The organism is Leptolyngbya cf. ectocarpi LEGE 11479 (assembly GCF_015207065.1).
Lineage (GTDB): Bacteria > Cyanobacteriota > Cyanobacteriia > Phormidesmidales > Phormidesmidaceae > Leptothoe > Leptothoe ectocarpi.
The window spans coordinates 1-15380 of record NZ_JADEXP010000136.1; the positions used below are offsets into that span (position 1 = coordinate 1).

Sequence of the window (15380 nt, forward strand, 5' to 3'; positions counted from 1 at the left end):
TCTTTTCCATGGCCTCCTACAAACGTCGCAAACTCAATCAGCATCTGATTGACAGGTTTATTCGAAACTTAGACTTAGACGAGACTTTGATTAAATCACATCCCAACTTTCCAAGTCTTTGTGACTATGGGGTGCTAGTCTCCTAATTCTGTCCGGAGTATTGCTTTAGATAGCCCTACCGTAAATGCTAGAACTTGACGAGCAGCGTTAACGATGTCTATCAGAGAGGCATTATCTCTGTTCATAAATCGCTTGAGCGGTTGCTAATATTTCTCTACGTCGAATCCAGTTATCACTCGTTTCAACTGATTCTTTAATTGTAATATCAACTGTGCGATGGAGCTGTTTTTCTAGTTCATGTTTGATTTTAGCTAGTGTGAGTAGTCCTTGTCGTGCAGTGGGTTCAAAGGTTAACAGAATATCAATGTCACTTTCTTCAGCAAAATCATCTCGAAGAATAGAACCAAAGATTGCCATGGTACGAATACCCCAGCGCTGACAGAGTATAGATACATCATCGCTGGACATGCCCAAGCGTTCCTGAGTTCTCGGGCTAAGGTTTTGAATTATAGCTGGTTGACCAAAATCCATATTATTGCCCACGCCCTGGTTTACAGTCTACAAATCCCAATGCCTCAGTATCAAGGAAGCTAGCGATAGCCATTTCAATGACCGCTTCGAGTAGATATTCAATTTCAGCGGCACGAGCAACCAGAGCATCTTGGATTCGTAATGGCAAACGTTCCAAAATCAGGGCTGCATCGGTAGGTGAAAGTTGTTCTTGGGATTTAGTTTGCATAGCATCACCTTTCGGGTGGAATTTGAACGTTATAGGGTGGCTATGTAGCTCGCAAAATGATGGCTTCTAGCTCCAATAGTAACGCAGGGTTTCTCCAGTGAGAAATAGGCTGCATTGCTATGCGGACATCGTCATCGTCATATTTGTCGAGCCATGCCCACAAAAAAGCTTTGTGACCACCACTGAAGTGTCCTCGCAAGCTTTTAGTTTTGCCAATGTAGAGTAAGCCCTCAGTTTTGTGTCTGATTGCGTATATGCCAGGGCGAGCAGGAATATTGCTAAAACTTCGGCTCAAGGGTTGGCACTGCTCAAAAGAAGTAAAGGCAATGGCATCTAGGACAGCTCTTGCTTGGCTTTGCAGTTCATAGTCATCTGTTGGCATAGAGATAGCAGTGCTGATTACACAAAGGCCATGTTCTCACAAATGGCTCAGAATCAAAGTGGCAACAGAAAAAGCGAATAAATTGTAGATGTATTACTTCCTGAATCAGCATATTCACGAAAATATTCTCTAAGATCAAAAAGTGCAGAGACCTTGTTTGAATCGGCTAATTTACGAAGAACTGAGTAGCCTACAGCAGCAGCTTCCTCTTCAGATTTACTTAATTTCTGCCTCCCACCAAATATTCTGTCAGTAACATTTTCTAAATCTGAATACTGAGCTAAGAGTGTCTCTATAATTCCAACATATATAGGATGGCTATCAAAGAACACCCAAAACCTTCGAAGATATACTAGGAAAGAATCATCATTATCTATATTTAGTCTTTCAATGCGTCTTTGAAGCTTAGATCGTAAGTTTTCAATTAATTGGGATTGCATAGATCTATCTGGATACTTTAAGAAAGGATTACTAGTTATTTGTCACTAATGTGAGCAGGATAAAAGAGAGGTAAATTACTTTATTTTCTTTGCTTCAAGCGGCTAAACTTCGCCTGCAGATCTGCCAAATCAGCCAACTTCGATGCAGCTTTCTCAACTGCCTGCTTCTTACTCAATTTTGGCGCAGTCCTGCTATCATCCACTGCCTTCATACTTAACCTAATTCGCTTTAACTCCTGATTCACTTTCATGACCTTCGCTTTCACCACCTGACTCACCTACACAATCTCCTGCGGGTCTTTGCCAAACCGGCTCGCTAGATTTTTATCTCACTCATCTCCACTTTCCAGCAATCGCCTTAACTCCGCTTTCAACACCTCCACATCGGGCAAATACAGCTGATACCGCGATACAAACAGCTGATTCGAAATCGATCCTGTTGCATACTCCACCATAATTTCATCCCGATCCGTTGCTAACACGATACCGATAGGCTCATTATCATCCTCCACATTTTCTTCAGCCTTGAAATAATTCAAATACAGATTCATCTGACCAATATCTTGATGATTGACCGCCCGTGTCTTCAAATCGATCAAAACAAAGCATTTTAGAATCCGATGGTAAAACACCAGATTCACGTAAAAATGAGTGTTATTTAGCGTAATACGGTATTGCTGACCAATAAATGCAAATCCCTTACCCAGCTCTAGTAAAAACTGTTCTAGCTTCTCAATTAGCTTATTTTCCAGCTCAGTTTCTCGATAATTTTGCTCCGGCAGTTCCAAAAACTCAAACACATAGGGATCTTTGACCACATCCTTAGCCACAGTGGTTACCTGACCCTGCTTAGCTAACTCCAAAATCTCCGCCTTATCCTTACTCAGTGCCACCCGCTCAAATAGTGCAGATGCCTTCTGGCGCTTTAGCTCCCGGACACTCCAGGTTTCCCTAATGCATTGCTGCTCATAAAACGAACGGGCCAGCTCATCAGAGATCGCTAACAGCTCTGTGTAATGAGACCAGCTCAATTTGGCAGACACCGTCTGCCAAATTGGATAAATCAAGTACAAGCGCCTCATATCCAAAAGATTACGCCGACTAAATCCCTTGCCATGGAGCTGTTTTAAATCTTTAGATAGCTTCGCCAGGAGCCGTGAGCCATATTCCGCCCTTTCCTGTCCCTGCTGCTCAAACTCCACAATATAGCGGCCAATAGTCCAGTAAGTTTCCACCAGCGTCCGATTCACCTGCTGTACGGCTGATTGTTGTCCACTGACCAAACAATCACTAATGCTGTTGATCAGCTGCTGATATTGCCTACTGGTGAGATCGCTCATGGAAATTCATATTTACGGGTAATCGCTGGTTGCATGAAACGCTGGTTAATTGCCTCCAACAATAAATCTACCTGCGTTTTTTCGGACGACTAAACTTTGCTTGTAAATCTGACAAACTAGCGGCTTTCGGCGAAGCTTTTTCCACTGCCTGTTTTTTGCTGGGTCTCGGTGCAGCCTTGCCGCCACCATCCACCGCCTTCATACTCAACCCAATCCGCTTCAGCTCTTTATTAATTTCCAACACCTTTACCTTTACCACCTGACCCACCTGCACCACCTCTTTCGGGTCGCTCACATACCGATTCACCAACTGCGAAATATGCACCAATCCATCCTGATGCACGCCAATATCCACAAATGCACCAAAGTTGGCCACATTGGTAATCACACCCTCTAGCACCATGCCTTCAGTTAGGTCCGAAATCTCATTCACACCTTCCTGGAAGCTGGCATAGGTAAACTCCGCCCGTGGGTCTCGCCCCGGCTTCTCCAGCTCTTCTACAATGTCTCGTAACGTGGGTAGCCCTACCGCATCGCTCACATATTGCTGCAGATCTAAGCTGGCCAGATTCAGATTATCCAAACCGGCTTTGGCATCCACGCCCTTATCTTTTAAAATTGTTGTAGCGATGTCATAGCTTTCTGGATGTACCGCCGTATTGTCCAACAGATTCTTGCCATCTCGAATGCGTAAAAATCCGGCACACTGCTCATAGGCTTTTGGCCCCAGCTTTGCCACCTTGAGCAGCTGTCGCCGACTGTTAAAGGCTCCATTCTCATTACGATAGGCAACAATATTGTTAGCAATGGCCGTACTCACCCCCGATACATAGGTGAGCAACTCGCGAGACGCAATATTCAAATCCACGCCCACATAGTTCACACAGCTTTCTACGGTGGCATCAAGCTTTTGCTTGAGTTGTTTCTGGTCCACATCGTGCTGATACTGGCCTACGCCAATGGACTTGGGCTCAATCTTGACCAGTTCCGCTAGCGGGTCCTGCAGTCGGCGGGCAATGCTGATGGCCCCGCGCACCGTAATATCCAAGTCGGGAAATTCGGAGATGGCGACCTCACTAGCAGAATAAATCGAGGCTCCTGACTCGTTTACCATGACCTTAATAGGTTTGGGGTCGAGATCGCGAATGACTGCGGCTACAAATGCATCGGTCTCTCGGCTGGCGGTGCCATTGCCAATGGCAATTAGCTGAATGTTGTGGCGCTTAATCATCTCTGCGAGAATCTTGGCTGCGGCTTCTTGTTTACCGGTATGGGGAAAAATTGGCTTATATTCGAGAAACTTACCGGTGCCATCAATGGCCGCTACTTTGCAGCCGGTGCGAAAACCAGGGTCTACCCCTAGGGTGGGTTTCATCCCTGCCGGAGCTGCTAGCAACAGATTTTTGATATTGACGGCAAAGGTGTTAATGGATTCTCCATCGGCCCAGGCTTTTTTCTCGGCAATCACCTCATTGGTGAGGGAGTTTTTCATTAGCCGAGTAAAGGCGTCTTTAACGACTGCCTGGTAAAACTGTCGGACGTTGGCCTGTCGGGTGCGGATCTGGCTGTTTTCTAAATGGTCTAAGATTCTGTCTTCGTCGCCTGTGAGATTTACCTTGAGGATGCCTTCTTTGTCGCCGCGCAGCAGGGCCAGTAAATTGTGGGGAGCTAGCTTTGCGATCGCACATTCATATTTCCGATACATCTCATACTTAGTGCTGCCCTCAGGATAGTCTGGCTTAATCTTGGAGCTAAACACCCCCGTCTTCAGCAACGTCTGCCGCACATAGGCCCGCAGTTCTGGGCGCTCGGCAATCCCTTCGGCCAAAATATCTGATGCTCCCTGGAGGGCCGCTGCCGCACCGGGAACGTCGTCAGAGATAAACTCAGTTGCTAGCTGCTCCAGCGATGCCACTGCCGCACCGGTCTGATTTAGCTGGGCAATCTGCTGGGCCAGGGGCTCTAGGCCCTTCTCACGGGCAATGGTGGCACGGGTGCGGCGTTTGGGCCGATAGGGTAGGTAGAGGTCCTCTAGCTCGGTTTTGCTGGTGCAGGCAGTGATGCGATCTCGCAGCTCATCGGTCAGCTTGCCCTGGCCCTCAATCGTCTCCAATATTGTCTGCTTGCGGGCTGCCAGCTCGCTCAGGTAAGCAAACTGCTCTTCGATCTGCCGCAGCTGGCGCTCGTCTAGCTCCCCTGTCTTTTCCTTGCGATAGCGGGCAATAAACGGCACCGTCGCTCCCGTTTCCAATAGCTCTAGCGCCGCCTCCACCTGGGCGGGACGGACGGACAGATCCTTGGCGATAACCGGAGCAAACTGCATAACGTGCTAATTTCCTATGGGCAAGCAGCCATGATTATAGCGAGCGGTCGCAGGTGTTAGATATAAGTGTTAGAAGACAGGCGGAGGCCCCCAACAATGCAACAACCGATGCAACGCCCCATAGGTGTGACCATACTGGCAGTTTTGACCGGCCTGGGCGGTCTGTTGCTTGCTTTTATCGGGATTTCAGCCTTTTTTTTAAGGCCGCTGATCGACCGGCTGCTCTTAGAGCCAGACGTGGCTGAGCTGTTCGAACAGGTGCCGCCTGAGGCAATTGACCTATTTCCTAAAGTGCTGGGGGGAATCTTTTTGGTGATGGCGTTGGTAAATTTTGCGATCGCAGTTGGCCTCTGGGCCTTACAAGCCTGGGCCTGGTATTTGACCCTGGTTTTCCAGGGGCTGGGGATTCTTAGTAACCTGGGCGGTCTGCTGTTTTTGAGCCCGGTTAGCCTGGCCTCAATTGCCTTTAGCGGTTTTTATATCTATTACTTTTTGCAAAAGCCCGTTCAATCAGCCTTTGGCATCCGCAATGCTTTCTAATCGGTCACGTCGCGGATACCAAAGGATATTATCCGTTAGTCCTGCCCCTTCAGCGGACCTAACCCTAAATCCCTCTCCCAAACTTGGGAGAGGGATTTTGAGAGGACAGACACATCTTTGGTTAAAGTGATTTATGAAAGCAGGCTACTCACTCTACAAGGGATTTGCTCTCCTTCTCCTGGGATTGGCTACGGTGTATACACATCTAGAAGATTGAACTGGAAAGTGGCTCTAACTCCTGCATTACCCCTCATCCTAAATCCTTCTCCCTGGGGGAGAAGGACTTTGAGTCTAGCTCCCCTTCTCCCTGGGGGAGAAGGGGTTGGGGGATGAGGGCTCGACAGCTTGAGCTACTCTTCGATTTGTGTGTACACCGTAGCTGCAGCGGACAGCTGTTGCAATTCCATCGACGATGAGACTTCTTAGAGTGGATTAATTTGCATGGTTTAGAAGCTACCCAAGGGCAGCCATGCTACATCAACCTGTGTCGAATAAATACTACTGTATTCTCGAAGGCAGGGCTTCTTTCTTGGTATCTCTACCATCATCTTTCCCCAATCCGGTCAGTCGTCCCAATAGCTTGCCGATTCTCTCATTAAACTGGGCGATAAAGGTAAAGCACACCGGTACGACCACCAGGGTCAGCAGCGTCGCTGTAGAGAATCCGCCAATCACCGCAATGGCCATGGGACTGCGGGTTTCGCCACCAGCACCCCACTCCAGGGCAATGGGTATCATCCCCGCCATCGTAGAAATCGACGTCATCAAAATTGGGCGCAGTCGGGTAAGACCGGCTTCAATCACCGACTGCCGTAGGGAGATGCCCTTAGCGCGCGCCATGAGGGCATAGTCCACCAGCAAAATTGAGTTTTTGGTCACCAGACCCATGAGCAACACGATGCCGATCAGGGCAAACAGACCCAGGGGCTTTTGGGCAATCATTAGTCCCAGTAGTGCGCCACCAATACACAGGGGCAACGCCACCATCACCGCAAAGGGATAGATAAAACTGTTGTACAACAGCACCAGTACGGCATAGATCATGACAATGGCGGTCGCTAGGGCAATGCCAAACCGGCTAAATACCTCCCGCATAATTTCCGCATCGCCAGAGGGCTGCTGGGACACACTCTCTGGCAAATTGATAAAGGCGGGCAGGGCGTATACCTGCTCCAGTCCCTGCCCCAGGGTAATACCGTCCAGGTTGGCACCAATGGTTACCTGTCGGGAGCGGTCTAGGCGATTAATGCGGGCCGGGCCGCTGCCAAATTCCACATCGGCCACGGCAATCAGGGGCACCAGCTGCCCCTGGTTATTTAACACCTTCAGATTTTCCAGGGTGGCCAGGTCATTGCGAAACTCCGAGGCCAGCCGCACCCGAATGGGAATCAGCCGATCCCCCACGTCAAATTCCGCCAGGTCGGACTCCGCATCTCCCAGGGTGGCCAGGGATGCGGTGGTGGCAATATCCCGCACGGTCACCCCTAGGTCCGCTGCCCGTTGCACATCGGGACGGATTAAAATCTCAGGCTGCACCCGGTTGGCACTAGAGCTGACTTCCACCAGTCCGGGAATCTGCCGGATTTCTTGGGTGAGGGTATCGGAGGCCGTCCGCAGGGCCGCTGCATTATCGCTGCGCAGGGTGACTTCTAACGCCTTACCACCGCCACCAGCACCGCCTTGATTTTCAAAATTAATGCGGGTGCCAGGAATTTGGGTCAGAACTTGACGCATCTCATTTTCAAACTGCCCTCGGGACACCCGCTCATTTTTGGGCTTTAGTCGGACAACCACTGATGCATCCGCCGGATCCTGGGAGACATAGACACTGTCCACCGCGTCATTGGCGTTGAGCTGGTCACTGATGTACTGGGTCACCAGCTCCGTTTTGGCCAGGGTACTACCGGGGGGCAGGTCAATCTCCAAGTTTGAGAGCCCCGTGTCACCTGCGGCGAACAAGCTGGTGGGGATAAACCGCGACAGCATCAGACTGGCGATAAAAAATCCGATGGCCAGTGCCACGGTAAGAATCCGATGGCGCAATGCCCCCCGTACTAGACGAAAGTAGGGTAACAGACCTTTGGGGACGTAGATATCTCCAGCGCGGTAGCCGTCGGGTTGGCCTGATGAGGTTGCTTGAACGGGTTTAGGTTTGAGCAAATAGGCGGCCATCATCGGTGTCATCAGGCGGGCCACTAGGGTGGAGAACATGGTGGACACAGCCACGGTGACACCAAAGGGCTGGAAAAACTGACCGGGGACACCGCCCATAAAGGCGACGGGTAAAAACACGGCCACAATGGTGGCGGTGGTGGTGACTACGGCCAGACCGACTTCAGCGGTGGAGTCCATGGCGGCACGCATGGGGGGTTTACCCATGGCAATATGCCGTTCAACGTTTTCGATTTCGACAATGGCGTCGTCCACCAGGTTGCCGACTGCCAGTGTGAGGGCCAGCAGGGTCATGCTGTTGAGGGTATAGCCCAGGTATTGCAGTACCACAAAGGTGGGGATAATCGACAGCGGTAGTGCGGTGGCGGTAATCAGAGTGGTGCGCCAGTTGCGTAAGAAAACGCTGACGACAACTACGGCCAGGAGCGAACCGATAATCAGGGCGTCGATGGAGGCTTTGTAGGAGTCGCGCACGTCGGTGGCGCGGGTGTAGATCAGATCAAACTGGACGTCGTCTAGGGTCTCGGTCAGGTTTGCGATCGCATCCCTTACCCCATCTTCCACCGACACCAGCAGACTGCCATTGCTGCGAAAGACCGAAAACGACACCACAGGCTGATTATCTAAATAAGCCGACTGGCGAGTCTCACCAAAATCATCTTGCACCGAACCCAGGGTTCTCAAGGGCACCGTATTGCCATCGGGCAAGGCAATCCCCAGGGACTGCAGCATCTCCACCGTAGGTGCACTACCCAGGGTACGAATACCCTGCTCCTGGCCTAAAATATCGCTGCGACCACCGGGCAAATTGATATTCGAGTTACGGATTTGATTGTTTACCTGGGTTGCGGTGATTCCCAGGGCATCCAGTTCATTGGGATCCAGGTCCACAATAATCTCGCGGTCCACCCCACCAAACCGCTGGACCTGGGCGACGCCCTTAACCGATAACAGCTCGGTGGCAATGGTGCGATCCACCAAATCACTCAGATTTTCCACTGAGCGGGTATCTGAACTCACCGTGTAGGTGAGCATCGGCCCCCCTTCAAACTTCAGCCGACGCACCTGGGGTTCCTGAGCATCCTGGGGCAAGTTATCCCGGATGCGGGTGACCGCGTCTCGCACATCGTTGGTGGCCTGCTCCGTATCCACCCCTAAGTCAAAACTAATTACCGTGGTGGAATTACCATCCGTCACCGTTGAGCTCACATTGTCAATGTTGCCGAGACCCGAAACCGCATCTTCCACCTTTTTGGTGATCTGGGTTTCCATCTCCTCAGGTCCGGCCCCCTGCTGACCAACCGTGACAATAACAGCTGGAATATCAATATTGGGGTTGGCGTCGATACCCAACTGATTAAATGACAGCCACCCCGATAGGGTAAGTACCAAAAACAGCACCAGCGTTGGCACCGGTCGACGGATCGACCACTCAGAAATATTCCAATTCATGGGTCTTGTCTCCGGTTATTCCGCTTTAGTCTGGGATGGCTGCTCAGTAGATGGCGTGCTGGATGTTTCTGTAAAGGGAGCAGTTACCACAGACACCGGATCGCCGGGCTGTAAATAGCTAGCCCCTTCCACAATCACCTGGTCGCCCTGATCGAGTCCTGATAGAATTTCCAAGCGTTCAGGCTGATTGGCCGTCGCCGGTAGTCGGGAACCAACAGTAACCGGCACCAGGTCTGCCGTCCCTGCCTCATTGAGGATAAAAACTTTAAAGCTATTGTCCGTCTGCGGCAGGATGGCGGCGGCAGCTAGCACCATGCCAGTGCGCTGACCGGTCATAAATTCTGCCTGTAAAAACATCCCTGTGCGCAGCTCTGCATTAGCCGACAAACTGACATGGACCTCAGCCTGTCGTGTTTGCTGATTAACTAAGGGGTCAATGGAGCGAACAGCCCCCGACAAGCGAATGCGATCATTGGTGGAGGCGGTAACGGTGACCGGAGTACTCACCTGCACAGCAGCCAGCTGCCGCTGGGGCAGGTCAACCACCAGTTCTAATAAACCGTCTTGCACCATCGTAAATAAAGCTGTTCCCGTGGAGGATGTATCACCGACAGTGGCCGGACGCTCAGCGATCTGACCATTGGCGGGGGCTCTCACCACTGTCTGGGCCAGCTGGGTTTCTAATCGTCTAATCTCAGCTTCTCGACTAGTCACCGTGGCTTGAGCACTTTGTACCGCTGCTTGGGCTACACCCACCGATTCACGGGCTGTAATTGCCTGGGTACGGCGACTGTTTAACTCCTCCGAACTAATTCCCCCCTGGTCATAGAGCGTCTGGTAGCGTTCAAAGTTGTCCTGGGCCTCGGCGGCGTTAGCCTCAGCCTGGGCTTGTTCTGCCCGCTCCTGGGCTACCTGAGCTTCGGCCTGGGCGTAGTTAGCCTGGGCCTGGGCTAGCTGTGTGCGCAGCACCGAATCATCGAGCACCGCTAGCACCTGTCCTTGGGTAACCTGGTCTCCCTCACGCACCCGCACCTCACGAATTTGTAAGCCACTGACCTGGGGCGAAATGTTTAATAAATCAAAGGCTTGCACAGTGCCAGTGGCCTTCAGCGATTGCTGGATAGTGGCGGTTTGGATCCGCTGTACGGTAACGCTGGTAGCGGCCGTTGCCGAGGCCGTTTCCGTGGGCTGAGTCGGTGGGTCCGTGGCCGGCCGGCTCAGCCTGCCCCCGATAAGAGACACCCCCACCCCCAGTAATAAACCCAAACCAATCCCTCTCACCCCTGACCATGGCGATTTTTTAGGAACGGTGTTGGTTAATGAAGCGCCATTGACATACTGGCCGTTGGCAGATTCCTGATGGGATGGATTCGTGGGCGGTTCGTGTTGAAAATCTCGATACGTCACAGCCTAGCAACTACCAGAACGACTACAGGACAATCCTTACGCAGCAATCTTAAAAAATTACAAAATGTAAACCTGTTGCCATTATGACCTATCTCCGTATGACTGTGATCACAGTCAGTGACAGTTTTATTTGGCAATCTGAACGTCATGAATGTCGCGGCTATCACAACCGTTGCCGTATATTCCACGAGTCAGGTATCTATCCGATGGTACGGCGGCCGCTGGTAATAAAGCGCTGTGTAATGCGTGAGCGAAAATCCCTTGGTGACAATGTCTGGGGATATTTCCAAAAGCCGTTCGCTGTCAGTACCTAGTTTTAATTTCCGTTCAGAAAACCATACGCAACCTGAGCTGTGCATTCCGTTACAGGACCTTTGGCGTATACAAGGGTAACCCAACGGTATGTTAGCTTTAGCTCAGCTTTAAACGCCGTGCACTTGTTTCCTCCCACCAAAGCCGCCCTTACCATGTTCAATGTCACCGAGATTCTAATCGCTGATTTTGTTGAAAAACTGCGTCTTGGCTATCGACGTACCTATGGTGGGCTGCACCATGACTACGAAGAAATCATTGCTTGGGCCGGTAGTATGGCCCTTGAAAATATTGCTAACAGCGACGCGCTTTACCATAATGTCGAGCACACGATTTTGGTAACCCTGGTAGGCCAGGAAATCTTGAGGGGCAAACATACCCGCGAAGGCGGTGTGAGTGCTGAAGATTGGCTGCATTTCATTATTTCCCTGGTTTGCCATGACATTGGCTATGTCAAGGGTGTGTGTCGTGACGATAGCGATTTTGAGAATCGCTATTCGACCGGCCATGGGCAAATAATTGAGCTGTCCCCCGGTGCCACGGATGCGTCATTAACGCCCTACCATGTCGATCGCGGCAAGCTATTTGTTGAGGAGCGATTTGGTAAAAATCAGTGGATTGATTCCCAGCGCATTCAAAACAATATTGAGCTGACCCGATTCCCAGTCCCCAAAGAAGAAGATCACCAGGACACGATTCACTACCCAGGGTTAATTCGGGCCGCCGATCTAATCGGGCAGCTGAGCGATCCGCGCTATCTCAAAAAAATTAGCGCCCTCTTTTATGAGTTTGAAGAAACCGGACAAAATCAAGAGCTGAACTATAAAACTCCCCACGATCTGCGGAGTAACTATCCCAAATTTTATTGGGGAGTTGTTCATCCTTATATCCACGACAGTCTGCGCTATTTAGCGCTCACCCAGGAAGGCAAGCAAATTATTGCCAACTTGTATTCCAACGTATTTATGGTGGAATACGAGCGGGATTTGCTGCCTTGTTAGGATTTCGGCATCGTTAAACCGGCTCGTTAAACCGGTAAGATCAGGGCGGTAGGCGGTGTTTAACGGCTCTTCCTGCCGCTTGGATTTTGCTGCCCTTTTAAGGCAGCTATCGTAGTCACGACCCGTGAATGAATTCTAAACAGTTATCAACTATTGGATGGCGTGAATGGCTATCCTTGCCAGAACTAGGCGTCCCCAATATTAAGGTTAAAGTCGATACCGGAGCCCGTTCCTCGGCTATTCATGCCATCAATATTGAACAGTTTGAGGCCCACGGAATTAAAAAAGTACGGTTTCAAGTAGCGCCTGTACAGTCAGATAACGAACGACTTGTCATGGTGGAAACAACGTTGCTAGAAGAGCGTGCAATTACTGATTCTGGTGGTCATCAACAGGTTCGGCCTGTGATTATGACGTCGGTATGTCTAGGGGAACTGCAGTGGCCCATCGAGCTGACGTTGACCAACAGAGATGTGATGGGATTTCGGATGTTGTTGGGACGTCAGGCTGTTAAAGATCGGTTTTTGGTAAACCCCGGCCAGTCCTATATTCAAAGTCAGGATATTTCTAAGGAAGGAAGTACAGATTTAACCGATCTATCTAATGGGGATGACTTCTCTTGATAGTCTTACTTAAGACATTACTCCTCCTCGTCTTAGCCCGCTATGAAAATTGCTGTACTATCCCGCGATGCCTCTTTGTACTCTACGCGTCGGTTGATAGAAGCTGGAAACGAACGAGCCCACACAATGGTCATTATTGACCATATGCGCTGCTACATGGACATTACGGCCCATAGCCCTAAGGTGATTTATCAAGGCAAGCCCTTAGAAGACATTGATGCCATTATTCCTCGTATTGGCGCGACTAAAACATTCTATGGCACCGCTGTGGTCCGCCAGTTTCAGATGATGGGAGTATTTACCGCCAATGGCGCTGATGCGATTTCGCGATCGCGCGACAAACTGCGCTGTTTACAGCTGCTTTCTAAGGAAGGTGTGGGGCTACCTACAACAGGGTTTGCCCATTCCACTAAAGATATTGAAGGGGTGATTGAACTGGTTGGGGGAGCCCCCTTGGTCATCAAGCTGCTGGAAGGTACCCAGGGTATCGGTGTGGTGCTGGCGGAGACGGCCCAGGCGGCCAAATCTGTTATCGAGGCATTTCGAGGCTTAGATGCCAACATTCTAGTTCAGGAATTTATTAAAGAGGCCAAGGGGGCAGACCTCCGCTGTTTTGTGGTGGGTAATCGGGTGGTGGCCGCGATGAAGCGTCAGGGGGCTCCAGGGGAGTTTCGATCCAATGTTCATCGGGGCGGTTCAGTGAGTAAGATTAAGCTAACGCCTGAAGAGCGCAGTACCGCTACTCGCGCGGCTAAGGCCATGGGCTTAAAGATAGCCGGGGTGGATTTACTCAGATCGAACCATGGCCCAGTGGTCATGGAGGTCAACTCATCGCCCGGATTAGAAGGTATTGAGCGGGCTACAGATGTGGATATTGCGGGCAAAATTATTGAATATTTAGAAGGCCAGATCAAGGTATAAGTGGGAAAACATTAACCTGCCGCTCGTAAAGACAGCCCTTCCCTCTAGTTCGATTAAGATTTACCATCAAGGACGAAACAAATCGCAACACTGGGGGGACAGGAGTGATGCCTAAGGCTATCTGGGACCGGGCTGTGCTGGCTAAGACTGACAACTGTAATGTCGTTGATGGCAGCCGGTGTTCGTCTGTCTCCTGGTGCAGTGTTGCAGTAGGGGTTTAGACCTGTGTGGAATACTGTTGAAGGCCTAGGAGCACCCTGGATGCTTCAATGCCTGTGGGGTTTGGTGTCTGTATTTGTAGTGGAAATGGTGCGGGATGGCTACCATGTGGCGAGTCATCTCTGGCCGCCACTCATGCGGCTGCACAATTGGCACCACAAGGTTTATCGAAAAGATTTTACGCCCATTAGTTCTGAGCTATATCAGAAGGCTCAGCTCTATAATGATGTGCCTGAGTCGCTGGTGATGATGGCGACCATGGCGACGGTGGCGGTACTGACGCCATTGTGGGGATTTTGGTTAGGATTTCTGTATAGTGCCGGTTTTTTGGGGGCGGCGCTGTTGCGATCGCAAGGCTTACTCCAAACCACCGACCTGACCCACGAGCCTGGCCCCCTAACAACACCGCCCAGCGTGTGGTTGGTCAATCGGACCTATCACTGGCGGCATCACTTTGATGAAACAACGGCTTACTATGCAGGCTATTTCACCCTATCGGACAAACTGATGGGAACAGCACTCTCACTCAAGGGCAAAACGGTGGCTGTCACCGGAGCCTCTGGCACCCTGGGCCGCGCCTTGATCAAACAGCTGGCGGCCCAAGGGGCAAAGCCGCTGGCCCTGACGCGCTCAGCCGATGCTGTGATTGAAGGCGCGGTAAAAGTAGTCCCCTGGTGCGCGGGTCAAGAGAGCGAGCTCAAAGCGGTATTAAACCGGGTGAATATTTTGGTCATTAACCATGGGGTGAATGTATATGGTGACCGGTCGGCAAGTGCGATCGCAAACTCCCTAGAGGTAAATGCCCTATCCGCCTGGCGACTGACGGAAGTATTTTTAGAAACCGTAGACAATCGGTTAGGTCCTGCCACCAAAGAAGTATGGGTCAACACCTCTGAAGCTGAGGTGAACCCGGCCTTTAGCCCCCTGTATGAAACCTCAAAGCGGCTACTGGGGGATTTGATTACCCTACGTCGTCAGGATGCCCCCTGTGTGATTCGTAAACTGGTGTTGGGTCCCTTTAAAAGCAAGCTCAACCCGGTGGGGGTGATGTCCGCTGATTGGGTAGCCGGGGCCATTGTGGGTCTGGCGAAACGGGATATTCGCAACATCATCGTCACGATCAATCCGATTACCTATATCTTGTTTCCCATCAAGGAAATGATGCAGTCGGTTTACTTTAAGTTGTTTTCTAAGGTGAAATAGGGCTGCTTTCTAAAAACACTATTTGTAGCCGTCCCACGCATAATGTTGGCTTCGACTCCGCTCAGCCAACATTTACTACAACCGGCGTTCCCTATTCCCTCCCTGCCGTGTATACACAGGTCGGAGAGTAAGCTCAAAGCTTCGAGCCCACTCTCCGAGAAGAGCAAAGCTCTACATCCCCCAACTCCTTTTCCCTGGGGGAGAAGGGAAGCTAGACTCAAAGTCCTTCTCCCTGGGGGAGAAGGA

14 protein-coding genes are annotated in these 15380 nt (G+C 50.8%); 5 read left to right on the forward strand and 9 right to left on the reverse strand.

Translation table 11 applies throughout. The features are described from left to right. Positions 1–231 precede the first annotated feature (231 nt). The 7 genes from IQ260_RS15315 to IQ260_RS15345 all read right to left on the reverse strand — a co-directional run bounded on the left by IQ260_RS15315 (position 232) and on the right by IQ260_RS15345 (position 5284). Entirely contained in the window at positions 232–591 is a 360-nt protein-coding gene (locus tag IQ260_RS15315; protein ID WP_193993973.1) for a nucleotidyltransferase family protein, read from the reverse strand. Between the two features lies 1 nt (position 592). After that, entirely contained in the window at positions 593–799 is a 207-nt protein-coding gene (locus IQ260_RS15320) for a hypothetical protein (RefSeq protein ID WP_193993974.1), read from the reverse strand. Between the two features lie 40 nt (positions 800–839). Next, positions 840–1181: a GIY-YIG nuclease family protein gene (locus IQ260_RS15325; protein WP_193993975.1), complete on the reverse strand. Its 342-nt coding sequence runs from the start codon at positions 1179–1181 to the stop codon at positions 840–842. 53 nt (positions 1182–1234) lie between these two features. After that, positions 1235–1621: a hypothetical protein gene (locus tag IQ260_RS15330; protein ID WP_193993976.1), complete on the reverse strand. Its 387-nt coding sequence runs from the start codon at positions 1619–1621 to the stop codon at positions 1235–1237. 80 nt (positions 1622–1701) lie between these two features. Next, positions 1702–1899, reverse strand: coding sequence for a hypothetical protein (locus IQ260_RS15335; protein ID WP_193993977.1), 198 nt, complete (start codon positions 1897–1899; stop codon positions 1702–1704). Between the two features lie 51 nt (positions 1900–1950). Beyond that, complete coding sequence (locus tag IQ260_RS15340) at positions 1951–2961, reverse strand: PDDEXK nuclease domain-containing protein (protein WP_193993978.1); 1011 nt, start codon at positions 2959–2961, stop codon at positions 1951–1953. 67 nt (positions 2962–3028) lie between these two features. Then, positions 3029–5284, reverse strand: coding sequence for a Tex family protein (locus tag IQ260_RS15345; RefSeq protein ID WP_193993979.1), 2256 nt, complete (start codon positions 5282–5284; stop codon positions 3029–3031). Positions 5285–5380: 96 nt separating this feature from the next. Here IQ260_RS15345 and IQ260_RS15350 point away from each other — a divergent pair, with 96 nt between their 5' ends. After that, entirely contained in the window at positions 5381–5824 is a 444-nt protein-coding gene (locus IQ260_RS15350) for a hypothetical protein (protein WP_193993980.1), read from the forward strand. Between the two features lie 498 nt (positions 5825–6322). On the opposite strand, the gene IQ260_RS15355 is transcribed toward IQ260_RS15350, so the two are convergent. Continuing rightward, the gene (locus IQ260_RS15355; RefSeq protein WP_193993981.1) at positions 6323–9448 is read right to left on the reverse strand and encodes an efflux RND transporter permease subunit; all 3126 of its coding nucleotides are present in this window, start codon (positions 9446–9448) and stop codon (positions 6323–6325) included. Positions 9449–9463: 15 nt separating this feature from the next. Then, a complete protein-coding gene (locus tag IQ260_RS15360; RefSeq protein WP_193993982.1) occupies positions 9464–10855 on the reverse strand; it encodes an efflux RND transporter periplasmic adaptor subunit in 1392 nt (463 codons plus the stop codon). 431 nt (positions 10856–11286) lie between these two features. Between IQ260_RS15360 and IQ260_RS15365 the strand changes: the two genes are divergently transcribed. The 4 genes from IQ260_RS15365 to IQ260_RS15380 all read left to right on the forward strand — a co-directional run bounded on the left by IQ260_RS15365 (position 11287) and on the right by IQ260_RS15380 (position 15134). Next, entirely contained in the window at positions 11287–12168 is an 882-nt protein-coding gene (locus tag IQ260_RS15365) for an Npun_R2479 family HD domain-containing metalloprotein (RefSeq protein WP_407657741.1), read from the forward strand. A gap of 128 nt (positions 12169–12296) precedes the next feature. Next, positions 12297–12791, forward strand: coding sequence for an ATP-dependent zinc protease family protein (locus IQ260_RS15370; protein ID WP_193993983.1), 495 nt, complete (start codon positions 12297–12299; stop codon positions 12789–12791). Positions 12792–12833: 42 nt separating this feature from the next. Further along, positions 12834–13712, forward strand: a complete 879-nt coding sequence (rimK, locus tag IQ260_RS15375; RefSeq protein WP_193993984.1) for a 30S ribosomal protein S6--L-glutamate ligase — start codon at positions 12834–12836, stop codon at positions 13710–13712. Between the two features lie 261 nt (positions 13713–13973). After that, positions 13974–15134: a bifunctional sterol desaturase/short chain dehydrogenase gene (locus tag IQ260_RS15380; RefSeq protein ID WP_193993985.1), complete on the forward strand. Its 1161-nt coding sequence runs from the start codon at positions 13974–13976 to the stop codon at positions 15132–15134. Positions 15135–15380 lie beyond the last annotated feature (246 nt).

Excerpts from the sequence above, each read along its gene's own strand:
- IQ260_RS15330 (WP_193993976.1), bottom strand. The coding sequence starts at position 1,621 with ATGCAATCCCAATTAATTGAAAACTTACGATCTAAGCTTCAAAGACGC.
- IQ260_RS15340 (WP_193993978.1), bottom strand. The coding sequence starts at position 2,961 with ATGAGCGATCTCACCAGTAGGCAATATCAGCAGCTGATCAACAGCATT.
- IQ260_RS15350 (WP_193993980.1), top strand. The coding sequence starts at position 5,381 with ATGCAACAACCGATGCAACGCCCCATAGGTGTGACCATACTGGCAGTT.
- IQ260_RS15315 (WP_193993973.1), bottom strand. The coding sequence starts at position 591 with ATGGATTTTGGTCAACCAGCTATAATTCAAAACCTTAGCCCGAGAACT.
- IQ260_RS15345 (WP_193993979.1), bottom strand. The coding sequence starts at position 5,284 with ATGCAGTTTGCTCCGGTTATCGCCAAGGATCTGTCCGTCCGTCCCGCC.
- IQ260_RS15355 (WP_193993981.1), bottom strand. The coding sequence starts at position 9,448 with ATGAATTGGAATATTTCTGAGTGGTCGATCCGTCGACCGGTGCCAACG.
- IQ260_RS15370 (WP_193993983.1), top strand. The coding sequence starts at position 12,297 with ATGAATTCTAAACAGTTATCAACTATTGGATGGCGTGAATGGCTATCC.
- IQ260_RS15380 (WP_193993985.1), top strand. The coding sequence starts at position 13,974 with ATGCTTCAATGCCTGTGGGGTTTGGTGTCTGTATTTGTAGTGGAAATG.
- IQ260_RS15320 (WP_193993974.1), bottom strand. The coding sequence starts at position 799 with ATGCAAACTAAATCCCAAGAACAACTTTCACCTACCGATGCAGCCCTG.
- IQ260_RS15325 (WP_193993975.1), bottom strand. The coding sequence starts at position 1,181 with ATGCCAACAGATGACTATGAACTGCAAAGCCAAGCAAGAGCTGTCCTA.
- rimK (WP_193993984.1), top strand. The coding sequence starts at position 12,834 with ATGAAAATTGCTGTACTATCCCGCGATGCCTCTTTGTACTCTACGCGT.